13 protein-coding genes and 1 rRNA gene are annotated in these 19,761 nt (G+C 50.8%); 1 reads left to right on the forward strand and 13 read right to left on the reverse strand.

Going from position 1 to position 19,761, the window contains the following annotated elements; all coding sequences use genetic code 11:
- The 6 genes from BM185_RS07095 to BM185_RS07120 form a co-directional block, all read right to left on the reverse strand.
- Nucleotides 1-128, reverse strand: a 16S ribosomal RNA gene (locus BM185_RS07095); the annotation flags it as partial.
- 522 nt (nucleotides 129-650) lie between these two features.
- The gene (gene prpF, locus BM185_RS07100; RefSeq protein ID WP_091961373.1) at nucleotides 651-1,829 is read right to left on the reverse strand and encodes a 2-methylaconitate cis-trans isomerase PrpF; all 1,179 of its coding nucleotides are present in this window, start codon (nucleotides 1,827-1,829) and stop codon (nucleotides 651-653) included.
- A 149-nt stretch (nucleotides 1,830-1,978) separates the two neighbouring features.
- On the reverse strand, nucleotides 1,979-4,579 hold the full coding sequence (gene acnD / locus BM185_RS07105; protein WP_091962700.1) for a Fe/S-dependent 2-methylisocitrate dehydratase AcnD: 2,601 nt from the start codon (nucleotides 4,577-4,579) through the stop codon (nucleotides 1,979-1,981).
- A gap of 24 nt (nucleotides 4,580-4,603) precedes the next feature.
- The gene (gene prpC / locus BM185_RS07110) at nucleotides 4,604-5,758 is read right to left on the reverse strand and encodes a bifunctional 2-methylcitrate synthase/citrate synthase (RefSeq protein WP_091961375.1); all 1,155 of its coding nucleotides are present in this window, start codon (nucleotides 5,756-5,758) and stop codon (nucleotides 4,604-4,606) included.
- A 34-nt stretch (nucleotides 5,759-5,792) separates the two neighbouring features.
- Nucleotides 5,793-6,686 (reverse strand): methylisocitrate lyase, encoded by an 894-nt coding sequence (prpB, locus tag BM185_RS07115; RefSeq protein WP_091961378.1) that lies wholly within the window; start codon nucleotides 6,684-6,686, stop codon nucleotides 5,793-5,795.
- 36 nt (nucleotides 6,687-6,722) lie between these two features.
- Nucleotides 6,723-7,409 (reverse strand): GntR family transcriptional regulator, encoded by a 687-nt coding sequence (locus tag BM185_RS07120; RefSeq protein ID WP_091961380.1) that lies wholly within the window; start codon nucleotides 7,407-7,409, stop codon nucleotides 6,723-6,725.
- A gap of 305 nt (nucleotides 7,410-7,714) precedes the next feature.
- Here BM185_RS07120 and pabB point away from each other — a divergent pair, with 305 nt between their 5' ends.
- Nucleotides 7,715-9,043, forward strand: a complete 1,329-nt coding sequence (gene pabB / locus BM185_RS07125; protein ID WP_091961383.1) for an aminodeoxychorismate synthase component I — start codon at nucleotides 7,715-7,717, stop codon at nucleotides 9,041-9,043.
- Here the strand turns inward: pabB and BM185_RS07130 are convergent.
- From BM185_RS07130 to ppc, 7 genes are all read right to left on the reverse strand, one after another.
- Nucleotides 9,040-11,844 (reverse strand): response regulator, encoded by a 2,805-nt coding sequence (locus tag BM185_RS07130; RefSeq protein WP_091961386.1) that lies wholly within the window; start codon nucleotides 11,842-11,844, stop codon nucleotides 9,040-9,042. The two genes, pabB and BM185_RS07130, sit on opposite strands and share 4 nt — an antisense overlap.
- Nucleotides 11,828-12,694 (reverse strand): nucleoside triphosphate pyrophosphohydrolase, encoded by an 867-nt coding sequence (gene mazG, locus BM185_RS07135; RefSeq protein ID WP_281247331.1) that lies wholly within the window; start codon nucleotides 12,692-12,694, stop codon nucleotides 11,828-11,830. The genes BM185_RS07130 and mazG overlap by 17 nt, the downstream gene beginning before the upstream one ends.
- A 15-nt stretch (nucleotides 12,695-12,709) precedes the next feature.
- On the reverse strand, nucleotides 12,710-14,968 hold the full coding sequence (gene relA / locus BM185_RS07140) for a GTP diphosphokinase (protein WP_091961389.1): 2,259 nt from the start codon (nucleotides 14,966-14,968) through the stop codon (nucleotides 12,710-12,712).
- A 33-nt stretch (nucleotides 14,969-15,001) separates the two neighbouring features.
- Nucleotides 15,002-15,910, reverse strand: a complete 909-nt coding sequence (gene cysM, locus BM185_RS07145; RefSeq protein WP_091961392.1) for a cysteine synthase CysM — start codon at nucleotides 15,908-15,910, stop codon at nucleotides 15,002-15,004.
- A 41-nt stretch (nucleotides 15,911-15,951) separates the two neighbouring features.
- Nucleotides 15,952-16,416, reverse strand: coding sequence for a YaaR family protein (locus tag BM185_RS07150; protein ID WP_091961394.1), 465 nt, complete (start codon nucleotides 16,414-16,416; stop codon nucleotides 15,952-15,954).
- Complete coding sequence (locus BM185_RS07155; RefSeq protein ID WP_091961397.1) at nucleotides 16,413-16,937, reverse strand: DUF2489 domain-containing protein; 525 nt, start codon at nucleotides 16,935-16,937, stop codon at nucleotides 16,413-16,415. The genes BM185_RS07150 and BM185_RS07155 overlap by 4 nt, the downstream gene beginning before the upstream one ends.
- Nucleotides 16,938-17,027: 90 nt before the next feature.
- On the reverse strand, nucleotides 17,028-19,682 hold the full coding sequence (ppc, locus tag BM185_RS07160; protein ID WP_091961399.1) for a phosphoenolpyruvate carboxylase: 2,655 nt from the start codon (nucleotides 19,680-19,682) through the stop codon (nucleotides 17,028-17,030).
- Nucleotides 19,683-19,761 lie beyond the last annotated feature (79 nt).

Here is a 19,761-nt window from a genome sequence, read left to right on the forward strand (position 1 = left end):
TTCCCATGCATTACTCACCCGTCCGCCGCTCGACGCCTGGGAGCAAGCTCCCATCGTTTCCGCTCGACTTGCATGTGTTAGGCCTGCCGCCAGCGTTCAATCTGAGCCATGATCAAACTCTTCAGTTTAAAATCATCGATTCTTTAAGAGAATCAAACTTGGCTCAAGGGTCAAACGAATAATTGAGATCCGAAAATCTCGACGAGTCGCTTGCCTTGATGTTTTAGTGACTTAACTGGCTTCCTAGATAAAACCCCGAAAGGTTTTGAAAGTCCAGCGCCTCCAACCCATCCCGCAAGCGCCCACATGAATGTACCTGATGCTTTCTTAAAGAGCGTCGATTCATCTTCGAATCAAGAGGCAACATCTTACCACTGTTTTTGCCCCCGTCAAGCGTTTATTTTCGCTTGCTGCTGTTCAGGTTCTTGCCTCGGCTTGCCCCTGACAGCGAGTGCGCATTCTAGTGATTTCATTTATTAGCGCAAGCCTTTTTTGCTTTTTTTTGGAAAAAAACTCTTACTCCCAGCTTATCCTCAAAGTAACCCACAAGGTTATTCACAACAGCTATAAAAAAAGGCACCCAAGCCTATACTTGGGTGCCTTCAGTAGCACAAAAAAACCGGGGGCTTTTAGCGTGATTCAGACCTTTTTTAGAAGGTATCGCCAGGAATTCTGACCCAACCTTCCATGATCACGCGCGCACTACGACTCATCACGGCTTTCTTGGCAGTCCATTGACCATCGACTTCTTCTGCAGCAGCTCCCACTTTCAGGGTGCCAGATGGATGACCAAACACCACTTCTTCACGGTTGCCACCGCCAGCAGCCAGATTCACCAAGCTTCCTGGGACTGCAGCCGCAGTTGCAATCGCGACGGAGGCCGTACCCATCATGGCATGGTGAAGCTTACCCATAGACAAAGCACGAACACAGAGATCGATTTCACTTGCTTTGATTTCCTTACCACTGGAAGCCGAGTAATCGGTGGGCGGTGCGACAAAAGCAATCTTAGGGGTGTGCTGACGGTTGGCCGCCTCGGCAAGATCTTTGATCAAGCCCATCTTCATAGCGCCGTAAGCGCGCAGCTTTTCAAAACGCTCCAAAGCCTTGAGGTCCGAGTTGATATCCTTTTGTAACTCCGTGCCCTGGTAGCCGATATCGGTTGCATTAACGAAGATGGTCGGAATACCAGCATTGATCATAGTTGCCTTGAGGATTCCCTCTCCTGGAACTTCCAGATCATCAACAACATTTCCGGTTGGGAACATGGAGCCTTCGCCATCAGCGGGATCCATAAATTCAATGACGACTTCCGCAGCAGGAAAGGTGACTCCATCCAGTTCAAAATCGCCGGTTTCCTGCACTTCGCCGTTGGTGATCGGCACGTGAGCAACGATGGTTTTTTGAATATTCTTCTGCCAGATGCGTACCGTGCAGATGCCATTTTCGGGAACCCGCGCAGAATCGACCAAACCCTTACTAATAGCAAAAGCACCCACAGCACCGGTGAGGTTGCCACAGTTGCCTGACCAGTCAACAAAAGCTTTATTAATCGCAACCTGACCAAACAGATAGTCAACATCATGATCTGGCTGTTCGCTTTTCGCCAGAATCACGGTTTTGGAGGTACTGGACGTTGCCCCACCCATACCATCAATCTGCTGACCATAGGGATCAGGACTGCCAATCACCCGCAGCAGCATCTTGTCACGCGCCTCACCAGGCACCTGAGCGGCCTCTGGAAGATCGGTGAGACTAAAGAAAACACCCTTGGAGGTTCCACCACGCATATAGGTGGCGGGAATTTTAATCTGGGGAACACTGGGCATAAGTCGCTCCGTTCGAAGAGTTTTACAGAGCAACACAGGGTGGGTGCTTCAGACACGCCGTAAACCCTTCCCTGGCAACAGACGGTCTGTCACACCCACCCTGATTGCTTCTGTCCGGGCCGTCTAACCGTCCCGGCAATTATGAAAGATCAGACGCTACCTTCCAGGAAATCCTTGGCAAAACGCTGGAGTACACCACCAGCGTTATAAACGCTCAGTTCAGCCTCGGTATCCAAGCGGCAGGTAACAGGTACTTCAACCTGTTCGCCATTTTTACGGTTGATCACTAGAGTTAGCTCAGCGCCTGCTGCGATCTTACCTTTGACATCAAAGGTTTCCGTACCGTCAATCTTATAGGTATGACGGGTATCGCCTTCTTTGAACTGCAAGGGAAGAACACCCATACCCACCAGATTAGTACGGTGGATGCGCTCAAAACCCTCAGCAACGATGGCTTCAACACCGGCCAGGCGTACGCCTTTGGCAGCCCAATCACGCGAAGAGCCCTGACCATAGTCAGCGCCAGCAATAACGATCAGCGGTTGCTTGCGTTCCATGTAGGTTTCAATAACATCCCACATGCGCTTGACTTCCCCTTCTGGCTCCAGGCGTGCCAAAGAACCCTGCTTAACCTTGCCATCCACTACAGCCATCTCATTGATCAGCTTGGGATTGGCCAGAGTTGCACGCTGAGCCGTCAGGTGATCACCGCGGTGGGTTGCATAAGAGTTGAAGTCCGCTTCAGGCACACCCATTTTATGTAGGTACTCACCCGCTGCTGAGTCCATCATGATCGCATTGGAAGGCGACAGGTGGTCGGTGGTGATGTTGTCAGGCAGTATCGCCAGCGGACGCATACCTTTCATGGTGCGCTCTGCTGCCAGGGCACCTTCCCAATAAGGCGGACGGCGAATATAAGTAGACTGAGGACGCCAGTCATAAAGTGGGCTGGCCGCCTCTTCGCCCCGATCCAAATCAAACATAGGAATATAAATCTGTTTGAATTGCTCAGGCTTAACGTGCTGACTCACAATGGAGTCAATTTCTTCATCAGAAGGCCAAAGATCTTTCAAGGTGATGGGGTTGCCCTGCGCATCAGTACCCAGTACATCCTGCTCGATATCAAAGCGGATGGTACCAGCAATGGCGTAGGCAACAACCAGAGGCGGTGAAGCCAGGAAAGCCTGCTTGGCATAAGGATGAATCCGACCATCAAAGTTACGGTTACCAGACAGCACTGCCGTAGCATAGAGGTCACGTTCAATAATCTCTTCCTGGATTTTTGGGTCCAGAGCACCGGACATGCCATTACAGGTAGTACAGGCGTAGGCCACGATACCAAAGCCCAACTTTTCTAGTTCTGGCAGAAGGCCTGCTTCTTCCAAATAAAGACGCGCTACCTTAGAACCAGGAGCGAATGAAGACTTGACCCAGGGCTTACGCACCAGACCCAGTTCATTGGCTTTCTTGGCGACCAGGCCAGCTGCCACCACGTTACGTGGGTTAGAGGTATTGGTGCAGGAGGTGATGGCGGCAATAATAACTGCACCATCAGGCATCAAACCCTGAGCTTCCTGCTGACGACCTTCTTCCAGATCACCGGAAATACCCCGGGCAGCCAGGTCTTTGGTCGAAACCCGGGCATGCGGATTGGAAGGACCAGCCAGGTTACGACCCACTGCAGACAAATCAAACCTGAGTACCCTCTCATACTCAGCCGTTTCCAAGCTATCGGCCCAAAGACCAGTCGTTTTGGCAAAATGTTCAACCAACTCAACCTGTTCAGGCTCACGACCGGTCAGTTTCAGATAGTCGATCGTTTGTTCATCAATAAAGAACATGGCCGCCGTAGCACCATACTCAGGTGTCATATTGGAAATAGTGGCACGATCACCGACAGTCAGGGTTGAGGCCCCTTCACCAAAGAATTCCAAATAAGCACCTACCACGCGCTCTTTGCGCAGGAACTCGGTTAGCTCCAGGACAATATCGGTTGCGGTAATGCCAGGCTGACGTTTGCCAACCAGTTCAACACCCACGATGTCCGGCAGACGCATCATCGAAGGATGACCCAGCATGACGGTTTCAGCTTCCAGACCACCCACACCGACGGAAATAACACCCAGGGCATCAACATGCGGCGTATGCGAATCCGTACCCACACAGGTATCTGGATAGGCCACACCATCACGGGCCTGAACAACAGGTGACATCTTCTCCAGGTTGATCTGGTGCATGATGCCGTTACCAGCAGGGATCACATCGACGTTTTTAAATGCGGTTTTCGTCCACTCAATAAAGTGAAAGCGGTCTTCATTACGACGGTCTTCAATGGCACGGTTTTTTTCGAAGGCATCCTCTTCAAAACCTGCGTGCTCAACAGACAGCGAGTGATCCACGATCAACTGAGTGGGCACCACGGGATTGACCTTGGCAGGATCCCCACCCTTCTCGGCAATGGCATCACGCAGACCAGCCAGATCAACTAGCGCTGTCTGGCCCAGAATGTCATGACAAACGACACGGGCAGGATACCAAGGAAAGTCAAGATCACGGCGGCGCTCAATAAGTTGTTTGAGAGAATCGGTCAGAGCTCCAGGCTCGCAGCGGCGGACCAGCTGCTCGGCCAGAATGCGCGAAGTGTAAGGCAGCTTCTCATAAGAACCTGGCTGTATGGCTTCGACCGCTGCACGCGCATCAAAGTAATCCAGCGAAGTGCCTGGAAGAGGCTTGCGATATTCAGTATTCATCATTTCAGTAACCTATGGGGTTGATCAGCTGCGCTTGTCAATGGAAGGCACACTGCGAGGGCCTTCACCGACATAGTTGGCATTGGGACGAATGATCTTGCCGTCAATACGCTGCTCAATAATGTGAGCACTCCAGCCGGAGGTGCGCGAAATGACAAACAGCGGCGTAAACATATCTGTGGGCACGCCCATCATGTGGTAGCTGACTGCGGAGAACCAGTCCAGGTTGGGGAACATTTTTTTGATTTCCCACATCACGGATTCCAGGCGCTCAGCTATGTCATACATCTTGGTATTCTGCTGTTCTTCAGACAGCTCTTTTGCTACCTGCTTGATCACCTTATTACGTGGATCAGATACCGTGTAAACCGGGTGCCCAAAACCAATGACCACTTCCTTACGACCCACACGCTCACGAATATCTTCTTCAGCCTGTTCGGGGCTGTCGTAGCGTTTTTGGATTTCAAAAGCGACCTCATTAGCACCGCCGTGTTTAGGACCACGTAGAGCACCTATCGCACCAGCAATACAGCTGTAGAAGTCAGAACCTGTACCAGCAACAACACGGCCAGCAAAAGTAGAGGCATTGAACTCATGCTCAGCATAAAGAATCAGCGAGGTGTGCATTGCCTTGACCCAGGATTCACGGGGCTTCTCACCATGCAGCAGATGCAGGAAGTGACCACCAATAGAGTCATCATCGGTTTCCAGGTCAATACGCTTGCCGTTATAGGCAAAGTGGTACCAGTACAGCAGCATGGAGCCCTGGCAGGCCATCAGCTTGTCAGCAATATCACGCGCATCCGGGTGGTTGTGGTCATCTTTTTCAGGTTTGACACAGCCCAAAACGGAAACGCCGGTACGCATCACATCCATAGGGTGGGCTGAAGGTGGCAATTGTTCCAGAGCTGTTTTAACCGCAGCAGGCAGGCCACGCAGAGCTTTCAGCTTGGTTTTGTAGGCTGTCAATTCAGCAACGGTTGGCAGTTTGCCGTGAACCAGCAGATAAGCAACCTCTTCAAATTCACACTTCTCGGCCAGGTCTAAAATGTCATAACCACGATAGTGAAGCTCATTGCCGTTGCGGCCCACTGTACACAGAGCAGTATTACCCGCAGCAGTTCCAGACAGAGCAACCGACTTTTTAGGTTTAGGCTTTACCTGAGTGTTCTCGGACATGACTTTCTCCTCGTTATCTTGTTATTAGTAGGCGTTATTTATTTTTGCCCTGGGCAAAGAGCTCATCCAGCTTTTGTTCGAAATCGTGATAGTTCAGGAAATCATAGAGCTCCATGCGGGTTTGCATGGTATCGATCACTGCTTTTTGATCACCATCATCCAACAGGTGCTGGAAAACATTGAGAGCTGCTTTGTTGGCAGCACGGAAGGCTGACAGCGGGTAAAGCACCATGGTGGCACCATTTTCTGCCAGCTCTTTCTTATTAAACAGGGGCGTTGCACCAAATTCAGTGATATTGGCCAGCAGATGGGCACCACCGATGCCTTTAGCAAAGGCTTTGTAATCTTCCAGGGTGTGCACTGCTTCAGCGAAGATGCCATCAGCGCCAGCATCCAGGCAGGCTTTGGCGCGCTCTACAGCGGCTTCCAAACCATCTTTCTGGAACGCATCAGTACGTGCCATCACAAAGAAATCAGGATCGGTTTTGGCATCTACTGCCGCTTTAACTCGATCCACCATTTCATCCTGAGAAACAATTTCCTTGTTGGGACGGTGACCACAACGCTTCTGGGCAACCTGATCTTCAATATGTACAGCTGCTGCGCCCGCTTTTTCCATCTCTTTAACCGCACGGGCAATATTGAAAGCCCCACCCCAACCGGTATCAATATCAACCAGTAGTGGTGTTTCTACAGCACTGGTAATACGACGCACATCTTCCAGAACATCATTCATACTGGTCATGCCCAGATCTGGCAGTCCATAAGAAGCATTGGCCACACCACCACCGGAAAGATAAATGGCCTGGTGACCAACACGGGTAGCCATCATGGCGTGATAGGCATTAATAGTGCCGACGATTTGCAAAGGGTTATTTTCTTTGAGGGCCTTACGAAAACGCCCACCTGCAGTCAGTTTCTGGGACATGGTTTTTTCCTCTTTGTAAAATAGGTAAGACTGGATTTATCGTGAAAGTGCTTGCTGCTCGCGCAAGCGCTGCTCGACGTTATCTCTGGAGGCACGGATATGCCTTCTCATCAGCATTTCTGCCAGCTCTTCGTCGCGTTGCTCTATTGCATCCACAATGCGGTAGTGCTCCTGAAAAGCCCGCTTGGGACGGCCGCTGGTGGCACTAAAGCGGTAACGGTACATACGCACCAAGTAATAGAGCTCACCACAGAGCAGTTCACTCAGCTTGCGGTTTCCACTGCCATTCACTATGCGATAGTGGAAATCCAGATCACCTTCTTTTTGGTAATAAGCTAGGTTTTGTTGCAGCTCAGCCTGGTTCTCGTGCTTTTCCAGCAAGGCTTTAAGGCCATCTATTTCATCCTGGGGCATCTGACGGGCTGCCAGACGGCACGCCATTCCCTCCATGGCTTCGCGTACTTCGTAGAGCTCCAACAGCTCATCCAGAGAAAGAGAAACAACCCGGGCGCCGACATGGGGAATGCGAGTCACCAGATGACGACCTTCCAAACGCCGCATGGCTTCACGCAGAGGCCCTCGGGAAATACCATATTCTTTCGCCAAACCCGGTTCTGTAATTTTGGTACCTGGCGCAATTCCACCTGTCACTATCGCATCCTGCAGCTCTTCAAAAACCCGATCGGCCAGGGTTCGGCTGTCCAGAGTTGCTTCCTCATTCATAGGTAGGTCTGCCATAAAATATTGTCAACAATATTGATTTGAGTTGCACTGTAGACAACAGATCCTCGGACGTCAATTAAAACCTTAGTCTAAAATTCAGGAGGTTACAGGGTAGGTGAATGATTATTAAAAGCTTTTTACTGGCACGCACCAAAGAGACACAGGCCTAGGAATCACAAGTTGTCGACAACCAGGGTTCAACTAACCGGGTTGCTGCTTCTCCTTAGCTAAGCTAGGCGACTTTTAGGTGACTTATCACGTAAAATGCCGCCCTTGTTCCTTATCAGGGTTTACAGGAGTTTTCTTTGCGCTACCAACAACTGCCCTATGCCAGTGATACAGCCCTGCTTGCTGCTATCAGCCACCTGCAATGGCCTGCTTTACTTGCAGGTAGCCATAAAGGGACCAGTGCCGGCCGCTATTCCATTGCCTGTGGTCAGCCCACGCGCAAACTGGAAATCACTCGCCCTGAGCAAAAGGACCTACTCCAGGATTTACGCTTAGCTGATACCAACACTTTTCCGCCAGCTCCCGTTGAGCTGCCCTTTACCTACGGCTGGCTGGGCTACTTTAGCTATGATGCCGCCAGGCTCTTGGAACAGCTGCCAGAAATTGCTAAAGATGACCTCTCTTTACCCTGGGTTCGTTTGGGTTTTTATGAATGGTCTCTGGTCAGTGACCACCAGACTCAAACGACTTGGCTAAGTGGTTTTTTCACTGACCAGCTGGCAGAAGAACTACAAACAAGACTGCAAGGCGGGCCTGAAATTCAACAAGGTTTTAAGCTGACTTCTGATTTTGTCAGTAATATGAAGGAAACCGAGTATCGCGCTAAATTTGCTCGGGTTCAGGAGTATTTGCATGCAGGCGACTGCTACCAAATCAATCTTGCTCAGCGCTTTTCAGCAACCTTTGAAGGCTCAGTTCTTGATGCCTGGCAGCAACTCAATAGCGCTATCCCTGCCCCCTTTTCAGCCTTCCTGGATTATGGCGATCAACAGCTGTTGTCCCTGTCACCTGAGCGTTTTCTTAAGTGCTCAGCAGCCGGTGACGTTGAAACCCAACCCATCAAAGGCACGCGTCCCAGAGGAAGAAATCAAAAAGAGGATCTAGCGCTTGCCGAAAATCTACTGAAGAGCACTAAAGACCGGGCTGAGAATCTGATGATTGTTGACTTGCTTCGCAACGACCTGGGGAAAGTCTGTCATGCTGGCAGCATTCGCGTACCCGATCTTTTTACTCTGGAGAGTTATAATTACGTCCACCACCTGGTTAGCCGTATTACCGGCCAGCTCAAGCCCCCCTACCAGCCACTGGATTTGTTAACCGCCGCTTTTCCAGGTGGTTCCATCACTGGTGCACCCAAATTGCGGGCCATGGAAATTATTGAAGAGCTGGAACCCTGTCGAAGAAGTGCTTACTGCGGATCAATTGGTTATATCGATTTCAGTGGCCGCATGGATTTCAATATTGCTATACGCACTTTTATTGCCACCGAAGGCAACTTGCATCTATGGGGAGGTGGCGGGCTGGTCGCTGATTCCAGCCCTGAAGATGAATATGCCGAAACCCTTCACAAGGTAGCGCGTCTGCTTAGAGTTCTGCAGCCAGACTTTGCTTCCGGTTTCAGTTAACCGCTTCCAGTAATCGAACTGGTATGCCAGTCAGCTCTATATCCATTTTGCTTCCATTCCAGCAGCCTTTCAATTTCCTGAAAGAGTTGCTCTAAACTGATAGCTACCAGGCGATGCTGTTTGGCTTTTAATTGGGTTTCCAGGGCTTCTGTTAACTGGGCAAGGTCAGGCACTCCACAGTAACGACTGGCACCATGTAAACGGTGCACCGCATCAATCAATGCCATTTCCTGTTCGTTGGCCAAAGCCTGCTCGATTGCTTCTTTACTCTCCTCCAGTGAAGCTAGTAATAAACCCAGCAACTCATCAGCTAACTCTGGCCTTCCTGCTGCCAAGCGTACTCCTAAATCTCTATCTACCGGGCAAGGAACAGCCACTTCTTCTAAAGCCGGATAGCTCAGATTTTCACCCAACCAACGATGCAAAATATCCGTTAAAAGCTTTTCATTCAGGGGTTTGATCAAGATGTCATTGAGGCCCGCTTGCAGCCAACCAGCACGCTCTTCAGCAACAGCATGAGCGGTTAATGCAATAATCGGCAAGCTGCGATATTGGTGCCCCAGTGAACGTATCCTTCGTGTTGCTTCCACGCCATCCATTTCCGGCATCTGAATATCCATCAAGATAAGATCAACCGGCTCTTGTTTGACCACTTCCACAGCTTCCTGTCCGGTACGCGCCTCACAGGTTTCATAACCCAATTGCTGCAAGAGAGTGACCAGCAACAACAGGTTCGAAGGCGTATCATCAACAGACAGAATTTTTGCCACTGCCTGCTTCTTATCCAGTTTAAATGGGTTTTCATCCTGTTCACTGGTCAGATATTTCTTGGGCAAACTCTGCTCCAGAAGGATACTCAGAGCTTCCTTCAGACGGTTTCCGGACAAGGGCTTTAGAAGCAAGTGCTCACTAACCTTTGGTCTAAAGCGCGCATGAACTTCAGGTTCTGAGGTATTTAAAAGCAGTAGGCAAGACAGCTGGTGGCTGCGTACTTGCTCTAGCACATTAAGCCAGCTGCTGGAAGCTGCTTCATCGCTATTCATACCCACCAACGCCAAGTCTATCGGCTGCTCCTTAACTGCTTGTAGGAGGGCTTCGGGTGATTCAGCGGTAATCACTTCAGCACCCCAGTTACTTAATTGATGGCTCCAGGCCTGGCGTGTTAACCGATGGGTTTCTAAAACAGCCAGCTTGCGTCCTTCCAGCCAAGGCTGAGGCTCAGGAGCTGCCTCGACCACCTCAAGCGGCAGGGTAAACCAGAAGGTCGACCCTTCACCCACTTCACTGTCCATACCTATTTGCCCACCCATCTGCTGCACCAACTGCTTACAGATCGCCAAGCCCAAACCGGTTCCGCCAAACTGGCGTGTTTGTGAAGTATCTGCTTGAGAAAAGGCCTGGAAAAGCTTTTGCCGCTGGGCAGCATTCAAGCCTACACCGGTATCAGTAACGGCAATACGCAGGGAGCTTTTATGGCCAACAGTCAAATCGCCTGGTTCTTCATCATCCAGCATGATCCGAACAACCACTTCCCCTTGCTCGGTAAACTTCAAGGCATTACTTACCAAATTGCTCAAGAGTTGCTTAAGACGCAGGGGATCACTTTTAACCAACTGAGGAACATCATCATAAATCAGCCCCAGCAAATCCAAGTTTTGCCTATGGGCTTGGGGAGCAAGCATTGCCAGGGATGTATCCAGTAGCTCCCGGAGGTCCACAGCCTCTTCTTCCAAAACCAGTTTGCCTGCTTCAATTTTGGAAAAATCTAGAATATCGTTAATGATACCCAGCATGGTTTCCGAAGCACCAAGAATATGGCCCAGGTATTCTTTTTGACGGACGTCCAGGTGGGTACGTGATAAGAGGTTAGAAAAACCGATAATGCCATTCAGTGGCGTTCTGATTTCATGGCTCATATTGGCCAGGAATTCTGATTTGATTCGGCTGGCACGCAAAGCATCTTTGCGTGCTCTATCCAGTTCAATGTTTTTAATTTCGATGGTTTCCAGGCTGCGGGATGCATCCTCACGCACCTCTTCAATGGACTGCAAGAGCTGGTCTTCGCGCTGACTCAGCTCTCCAGTCAGGCTGCCGATACTTTGCTGAAGACCCTGAAGTTCTTGAATTGCTGAGGTAGGCAAGCTTGGTGGCTGCTCACCTTCGGCAATTTGTCCCAAAGAAGTTGTCGCCAGATCCAGGCGTTGGCCCAGATAACGTGAAAGATACAAGAGCAAAAATAAGCTCAATACAAACAGCAGCAAAACCAAAAGGCCGCCCATCAGCAAGAGTCGATATTTGTTGAGCAAAGTAGGTGTTCGTGAGAGCTCCAGTTCAGCCCAGCCCAGTAAGAGTGAGTTTTCACCGGCTTGCAGACGGCTTAAATCCCGACCTGATGAAAGCTGATAGATGGGTTCGATAAACCTCAGGGTTTCCTGCTCGACTGCCAGTTGTGATTGATTGGACCAACGTAGTTCCTGATTGCTGCTTTCTAGGGGCCGCATACTTGGCCCAGCATGCAAGAGACTGGAGCGCTGGCGATCATAAATGGAAAAAGCCCGAACATCAGCCGTTTCCAGAAGCTGTTCAGAGAGGCTGCGCAGTTGTGGCAAGCGGTCGGTGTCTTCGAGTTGCACCGCCAGGCTAGGACCAAGGTTTTTGAGAGTTAAGCGCCCGCGTTCTATCAACTGTTCTTCCAAGCTGGAAAAATAGCTTTGCAGCAGCCAGCCTCCGCCAAGCAGAATCAATAGCCAGACGGGTAAAAAGCAACAGATTAATAACCAGTTTCTAAGTGACAGGGGCATTCCGGCTTTCCTTGCGCTTGGCTTCCTGCCAGTAACCTTCCAGGGTTTGCAGGGGAACACGGGTGGCTGGATTGCTCTGACGCTCTTCAGTTAACATCTGACCCGCTGCGGCACTGAGCGCTTCAACTTCGCGAAAGCGCCGCTCAAATTTGCGGTTGGTTGAGCGTACAGCGGTTTCCGGGTCTACCTTGAGGTGGCGGGCCAGATTGACACTGGCAAAGATAAAGTCACCCACCTCATCAACAACTGCGGCCTGATCGCCAGAAGCAAGGGCTTCACGAATTTCAGCCAATTCTTCTTCCAGCTTATCCAACACCTGGATCGCTTTGCCCCAGTCAAAACCGACCCGTGCTGCCCTTTTTTGTAATTTAAGGGCCCGGGTTACAGCAGGCAGGTTACTGGGCACACCATCCAGCGCTGAAACGGCTGCCTGCTTCTCTTTGCGCTCTTCAGCTTTGATGGCTTCCCAGGTATTTTTAACCTCAGCTTCACTTTTAACCTGGTCACCTGCCCGGCTTTGCAAATGGCCTTCAGGAAACACATGGGGGTGGCGACGCAGAAGTTTCCGTGTCAGTTCATCAACCACCTGGTGAAAATCAAAGCGTTGTTCCTCTTCACCAAAGCGCGCATAGTAAACAACCTGAAACAGCAGATCACCCAGCTCTTCTTTAAGGTGGTCCAGGTCACCCCTTTCAATACAGTCAGCGACTTCATAAGCCTCTTCCAGAGTGTGGGGTACGATTGTTTCCCAGCTTTGTTTGAGATCCCAGGGGCAACCGTCCTTGGGATCACGCAAACGGGCCATCAGGGTTAACAGATCTTCAAGCTTGTATTCAGGGGCCTTGGCCACAGGCAGCTCCTTTAATCAGTGTTTTGAGTTCTGGCGAAAACGTTGAACATCAACAACATTGGGCAACTGGTTAAGACGGTTAAGCACCTGCCCCAAGGCTTCCAGTCCCGCCACTTCAAGGGTAATCAAAATATTGGCCAGATTTTCTTTTTTATCTGTCAAGGTGTTCACGGAAAGAACATTCACCTTTTCATTGGCCAATATCAGGGTAATGTCTCTCAACAGCCCCGTTCTGTCCCAGGCCTTAATGCGAATATCCACTGGGTACATCTGGGTTTTCTTATGACCCCACTCAACATTAACCAAGCGATTGGGGTCTTCAGCCCTCAGTTGGTTAACATTGCTACAGTCCTGACGGTGAATGGTCACGCCCCGGCCTATGGTGATATAGCCTACAATATCGTCACCAGGCAAGGGTTGACAGCAACGTGCCATCTGGGTCATCAGGTTGCCAACACCCAGAATCGTAATATCGTCTTTACCACTCTCTTTACGACTGCCTGGGCGGGTCAACAAACGGTCCAACTGATCCAGATCTTCCGTTTCACCAAACAAGTGTTGAGCCATGGATAGGACCTGACCAGGCCGCAGATCACCTGCGCCCAAGGCAGCAAAAAGATCTTCTTCAGCATGCAGGTTCATTGCCTTGGCCAGAGCATCAAGGTCCAACCCCTCCAAACCCAGGCGTTTGAATTCCTTCTCGATCAGCTGACGCCCCTCTTCAACATTCTTGCCTCTATCTTGAAGCTTGAACCACTGCTGAATTTTGGCCCGGCAGCGTGAGGTTTTCACATAGCCCAATGAAGGGTTAAGCCAGTCACGACTGGGAGCCCCTTCCCCGCTGGTGGTCAGAATTTCTATCTGCTCACCGGTTTTCAGGCTGTAATTCAAGGGAACGATGCGACCATTGACCTTGGCACCCCGACAACGATGACCGATTTCTGTGTGGACACGATAGGCAAAATCGATAGGGGTTGCATCCTGGGGCAGGTCAATAACATGGCCATCGGGCGTAAATACATAAATTCTATCGGGTGCTACATCATTTTGGAGCTCTTCACGAATGCCTGAAGCATCGCCCACTTCTTCATGCCATTCCAGAACCTGGCGCAACCAGGCAATCTTTTCTTCATAGGCATTACTTTTTCCGGCAGCATCAGTGCCCTTATAACGCCAGTGTGCACACACACCCAGTTCAGCTTCATCATGCATTGCATAGGTACGAATTTGCACTTCCAGAACCTTGCCTTCAGGCCCTATCACCGCAGTATGCAAGGAACGATAACCATTGTCCTTGGGGGTCGCTATATAGTCATCAAATTCATTGGGAATATGCTTGAACATTGAGTGGACAATACCCAGCACGGCATAACAATCTCGCACCTCAGGGACCAATACCCTGACCGCACGCACATCATAAACCTGAGAAAAATCGATCTTCTTGCGCTTCATTTTGCGCCAGATTGAATAGATATGCTTGGCACGCCCCTGTAGGTCGGCATTGGCAATACCCTGTGCTTGTATCGCATCTTCCAGCTGCTGGATGACCTTTTGGATATAGCCATCACGATCCAGGCGCTTTTCGGCCAAAAGCCGGGCAATGTATTTGTAGCTATCTTCTTCCAGGTAGCGGAAAGACAGGTCTTCCAGTTCCCACTTGATATGACCTATTCCCAAGCGATGTGCCAGTGGGGCATAGATTTCAAAGACTTCACGGGCAACCCTCAAACGCTTCTCACGCGGTGCTGTCTTGACTTGACGCAAAGCACAGGTGCGCTCAGCCAGCTTGATCAAGGCCACACGAACATCATCAACCACAGCTACCAGCATTTTACGCAGCTGCTCCAGTTGGTTTTGTTTTTGGCCAAAGGCGGGGGTATCGGTGGTTTGAATCTGGCTGATTGCAGCCATTTGCTGAACACCGGCAATCAGAATGGCGACTGTCTTACCAAATTTCTTTTCAACCGCTTCCAGGCCTAGCAGCTCCTCCCTAACACCACGGTAGAGCAAAGCTGCAATCAGGGTGTCATCATCCATACGCAGCTCGCCGAGAATGTCCGCCATTTCCAAACCAGTACGAAAGTTGCTTGCTCCTTCATACCATTGACGATTTTCCTCCCTGGCTTTGCGCTCTAAATCTGCAGCCAGTTCACAAGCCTGACGGACACGTGCAGGGTCACTTAGGTGTACGTCATCCTGGAGGTGGCAAAGCCAGAGATCCAGATCAACATTGCCATCCTCTTTCAGAGGCTGGTCATCTCTTACTTTTACCATGGTGTTTCCTGTTCAGCCTGGGTGAATTCATTGTTAGTGTTCAGCAAAAACACCCGTTGATAGATAGCGATCACCCCGGTCACAAATAATGGCCACGATCACGGCATTCTCCAAGTGTTCAGCCAGACGCAGAGCACCGGCAATAGAACCACCAGAGGAAACACCGGCAAAAATACCTTCTTCACGAGCCAAACGGCGCATGGTTATTTCGGCTTCCTGCTGGCCAATGTCGATGACCTGATCAACACCGGAGGGATCAAAAATACTCGGCAGATATTCTTCAGGCCAGCGACGTATTCCGGGAATACTGGCCCCTTCTGAGGGCTGCAGACCAACAATCTGCACCTGCGGATTTTGTTCTTTCAGGTAGCGGCCCGTCCCCATAATGGTGCCTGTGGTACCCATGGAACTCACAAAATGGGTCACCTTGCCCTGGGTCTGCTGCCAGATTTCCGGGCCCGTTGTTTTGTAATGTGCCAAGGGGTTATCGGCATTGCCAAACTGGTTTAAAACCTTACCACGCCCCTCTTGCTCCATCTTCAAAGCCAGGTCCCGCGCCCCTTCCATACTTGCTTCCTTGCTGACCTGGATGAGTTCAGCACCATAAGCCTGCATCGACCATTTGCGTTCTTCTGATGAGTTTTCCGGCATGATTAGAATCATTTTATAGCCCATAACCGCAGCAGCCATTGCAAGGGCTATACCGGTATTGCCGGAAGTGGCTTCAATAATCGTATCGCCCGGATGGATATCACCTCTGGCTTCGGCTTCGCGTATCATCGAAAAAGCCGGTCGATCCTTGACTGAGCCTGCAGGATTGTCGCCTTCCAGCTTGGCCAAAAGCGTATTATTGCGTCCGGCAGTCATGCGCTGTAAACGAACGAGAGGAGTATTGCCAACCAAATCTGCTACGGTTGGCCAGGGGGAAAGGCTAGTGGTCATACCGAAATCTAACTCCAAAATAACTGTACGGGAGGCAGGGCTCAGGACAAGAGGTCAACCACCAACCCTTTGATGTTGAACAGTCGCCGACTAATCGCCATGCGATCCTTTTGTTGATCCATCACCAAATGTAAAAGCTCTTCTGCTTCTTCATCAAGCTGACGAATAACCTGATGACGGTCTGCCGGGTGCCAGCCAGGACCGACGTTATCCACTTTAAAGCCGCCTTTGACGACCTTGGCGACCAAGTTAGACAGAAGGGTTCGAAAAACTTCCAGATTTCCGATAGTCGGGTTCCTTTCCAGCTCTTCTCCCGCCTTACCAAGCAGCTCTTGCAAATGTTTGAGTTCTTTTTTTAGTTCGCTGCGACCACCCACTGAAACCTGCTGCATCAACTGCTCATTAAAGCTGTTTTTCTTTTCTTCTGCCTTATCTGACTTAGCTGCTGCTCGCCCTTTTTGTCCAGGAGAGCGCAGATTTTTCATCAGTGTATTGACAGGGATCATGCTTTTTTACCGGCCGCTGCTGCATTGACAAACAAGGCATCAGAAGGCTTGACGCCCTGATCCAGACAGAACTGACGCAGAGCCTTGGCCCCTTCTTTGATTTGAGCTTCATACTGCTCTTCCAAAGCACGCCTTTCCTGATCCTGTTTTTCTTTTTCTTCACGAGGCAAGTCTTCACGAGCCTGGTGAGTTGCCAGGTGGCGAGCCTTTTGATGGACTTCATCAAAAACCACCAGATCCTTACGCAGAACGTGCCCACCTTCATCCAGCAGGTCGAGAAGCACACGAATTCTCAGGCAGCCTTCCGTTGGATTGACCTGCTCATCCTGAACAGCACGCGCCAGTATCTCAAGACTTTCAAGCAGGTTACTGCGAGCTTGTTGCAGTTCTTTTTCTTGAGCTTCCTTGGCTAAACCAGCCTGACGCTTGGCTTCCAAATGCAGATGCAGGGCATAACCGGCCAGAGGGATCAAAAAGGCAATGGCTGCCGCCAGAAGTATTGCCGCCGTATCTACAGTCATGTCGAACCTCTCTCCAGTTGTTCAGGTCAAAATAAAAAAAGGGGGCCTGAATTCAGCCCCCAAGGATAGCAGATAGGAAGATTGAGGGCACTAGCCGGTATTGCGTAAACCGGCCGCTATACCCGCCATAGTCACCATTAAGGCTCTTTCCAGAGTTTCTGGCTTCACATTCACTGAGCACTGACCGTCCGTTTCACAAGCACGCACACGCAACAAAAGTTCAGCCTGCAACTGGTGCAAGGGAATGATGTAAGGGTTACGCACATGAATGGCCTGCCGGGTTAAAGGCACCAGCTCCAAGAGCTCCTGCTGCTCACGCAATTCCAACAAGTGAGTCATTAGATCACTGACCCGCTGACGGAGTTCCTGACCTAGGGGTTTTAAATCCTCTTCAACCAAAACATCTTCGTACTCTTGAACCGATGGCAAATCGATTTTTGCCAGCACCATTTCCAACATATCGATGTTGCTGGCAAAGAAAGGCCAGCCTTCGATCATTTCCCGCAATTGCTCAGTTTTTCCTGCCTGAATGGATTCAATCAAAGCTTGATCACTGCCCAACCAGGCTGGCAGCATCAAGCGCACCTGGGTCCAGGCAAAAATCCAAGGAATTGCCCTTAGGCTTTCAATACCACCTGAAGCCTTACGTTTGGTCGGACGGCTACCCAAAGGCAGCTTGGCCAACTCCTGCTCAGGGGTCATTTGTCTGAAGAAGCGCACAAAGTCAGGGTGTTCTCTAACCAGGGCGCGATAACTGAGTACTGAACGTTCAGCCAGCTGGTTCATCAGTGCCCGCCACTCAGGCCGGGGAGCCGGAGGCGGTGCCAGAGTGGCTTCGAGAACAGCACTGGTGTAGACCTCCAAAGCGCGTTCAGCCAGCGCAGGCAAACCAAATTTAAAGCGAATCATCTCGCCCTGCTCAGTGACCCGTAACCGCCCCTGCACTGAGCCAGGAGGCTGGGCAAGGATGGCCGCTTGTGTAGGTCCACCACCCCGACCCACAGTACCGCCACGACCATGGAAGAGGGTGAGATGCACCTGATGTCGGGCACAAATCTCGGTAACGGCTTCCTGAGCACGATATTGGGCCCAGGAAGCCGCCAACTGGCCAGCATCCTTGGCTGAATCTGAATAACCAATCATGACTTCCTGGCGGCCAGAAGAATACTGCTGATACCAAGGCAGGGATAACAGTTGATCAATCACTTCGGGGGCTCTATCCAGATCCGCCAGAGTTTCAAACAAGGGCACTATTCGCAGTGGACGATCCACGCCAGCGGTTTTCAACAGAAGCGCAACGGCCAGAACATCTGATGGCTGGGCTGCCATGGAAATAATATAGGCACCCAGGGCATCAGGACGCTCACCGGCCAGCACCTGACAGGTGTCCAGAACCTCTCGGGTTTCATCACTGCAAGGCCAGCTGGCTGGAAGCAGTGGCCGCGGGTTATCCAGCTCTCGGGTTAAAAATGCAATCTTTTCCTGTTCACTCCAACTGGAGTAATCCCCCAGACCCAGGAAAGCTGTGGCCTCTGCCAAGGCCTGGCGGTGCCTGGGAGCTTCCTGGCGCACATCCATGCTGAGCAGGTTCATGCCAAAGACGGCCAGTCTGCGTAAAATGGATTTCAACAAGCCATCCGCAATCACCTGCATGCCTTTTTCGCACAGGGATTCATAGCAAAGCAACAGTGGCTCTCTCAGACCATCGGCATCAAAAATAATGCGTTCATCATCGTAAGGCTGGCCATCCAGACGTGCTTTCAACCAGTCCAGCGTTGCCCGCAGCCTTTCTCGCACTTCTCCCAAGAGCACCCGGTAGGGTTCTTTGACCGGCCCCACACGACTGATTAAGGCATCACTGGCTGCATGCATGGATAGCTCAGAACGCAGCTGATCAATATCACGATGATAGAGGTCGGCCGCCATCCAGCGGGACAGCCAGAGCACTTCCTGGGTAATTCTTGCGGTCACTCTGGGATTGCCATCGCGATCACCCCCCATCCAGGAGGCAAAACGTATCGGTGCTGCATCCAACGGCAGCTTGCTTCCCGTCAAGTCTTCGAGCTGTTCATCCAGAGCCTGGTAATAAGCAGGTATGGCATCCCACAAAGAATTTTCAATCACTGCAAAGCCCCATTTGGCTTCATCCACTGGCGAAGGCCGCTGACTCCGAATCTCATCGGTATGCCAGGCTTGGGCAATTAGTTCTTCCAGGCGCTTAAGAACGAGAAGGCGTTTTTTCTCATTGGGTGCATTTTCATAATGATCCAGGCAGGCATCCAGAGCATCATACTTTTGAATCAGGGTCCGCCGACTAACTTCCGTAGGATGGGCCGTAAATACCAATTCCACCTGCTGGGTTTTTAATGCTTCGAAAATTTGCTGGGAGGTAATGCCTTGGGCTTTTAGCTCTTCAAGCAGACGGCTAAACCCTGGCTGCTCACCGCGACGATAATCCTCCACTACTCTTTCTCGTGCCCGGTAGTGCTGTTCCGCCGCATTGGCAAGGTTTAAAAACTGGGTAAAAGCACGGGCTACAGGCAGCAGCTCATCATCCTTGAGATTATCCAGTGCCTGGCTCAATTCCTGATGCGAAGCCTCGCCCTGGTGCACTTTTTTGGAAAGCACCCGAATCGATTCAATCAACTCCAGAAAGTCTTCCCCCAGAGCAGCACTCATCGTGTGCCCCAGGCCTTCACCAAGAATTCTAACCTGTTCCCGCAAGGACGCATCCAGATTGGTCATTAGAGCCTACCCTCTTGATTTGAAATCAACTTGTCTGCATCAACTTTGGCACGGCCTCGCAGGTGCAGCAAGTAAAAAG

It is taken from the genome of Marinospirillum celere, assembly GCF_900112235.1.
Taxonomy (GTDB): Bacteria; Pseudomonadota; Gammaproteobacteria; order Pseudomonadales; family Halomonadaceae; genus Marinospirillum; species Marinospirillum celere.

Bases quoted from the DNA above. Each gene is read 5' to 3' on its own strand.
- BM185_RS07155 (WP_091961397.1), bottom strand. From the start codon at position 16,937: ATGACTGTAGATACGGCGGCAATACTTCTGGCGGCAGCCATTGCCTTT.
- ppc (WP_091961399.1), bottom strand. From the start codon at position 19,682: ATGACCAATCTGGATGCGTCCTTGCGGGAACAGGTTAGAATTCTTGGT.
- prpF (WP_091961373.1), bottom strand. From the start codon at position 1,829: ATGCCCAGTGTTCCCCAGATTAAAATTCCCGCCACCTATATGCGTGGT.
- prpC (WP_091961375.1), bottom strand. From the start codon at position 5,758: ATGTCCGAGAACACTCAGGTAAAGCCTAAACCTAAAAAGTCGGTTGCT.
- BM185_RS07130 (WP_091961386.1), bottom strand. From the start codon at position 11,844: ATGCCCCTGTCACTTAGAAACTGGTTATTAATCTGTTGCTTTTTACCC.
- cysM (WP_091961392.1), bottom strand. From the start codon at position 15,910: ATGACCACTAGCCTTTCCCCCTGGCCAACCGTAGCAGATTTGGTTGGC.
- BM185_RS07150 (WP_091961394.1), bottom strand. From the start codon at position 16,416: ATGATCCCTGTCAATACACTGATGAAAAATCTGCGCTCTCCTGGACAA.
- acnD (WP_091962700.1), bottom strand. From the start codon at position 4,579: ATGAATACTGAATATCGCAAGCCTCTTCCAGGCACTTCGCTGGATTAC.
- prpB (WP_091961378.1), bottom strand. From the start codon at position 6,686: ATGTCCCAGAAACTGACTGCAGGTGGGCGTTTTCGTAAGGCCCTCAAA.
- relA (WP_091961389.1), bottom strand. From the start codon at position 14,968: ATGGTAAAAGTAAGAGATGACCAGCCTCTGAAAGAGGATGGCAATGTT.
- BM185_RS07120 (WP_091961380.1), bottom strand. From the start codon at position 7,409: ATGAATGAGGAAGCAACTCTGGACAGCCGAACCCTGGCCGATCGGGTT.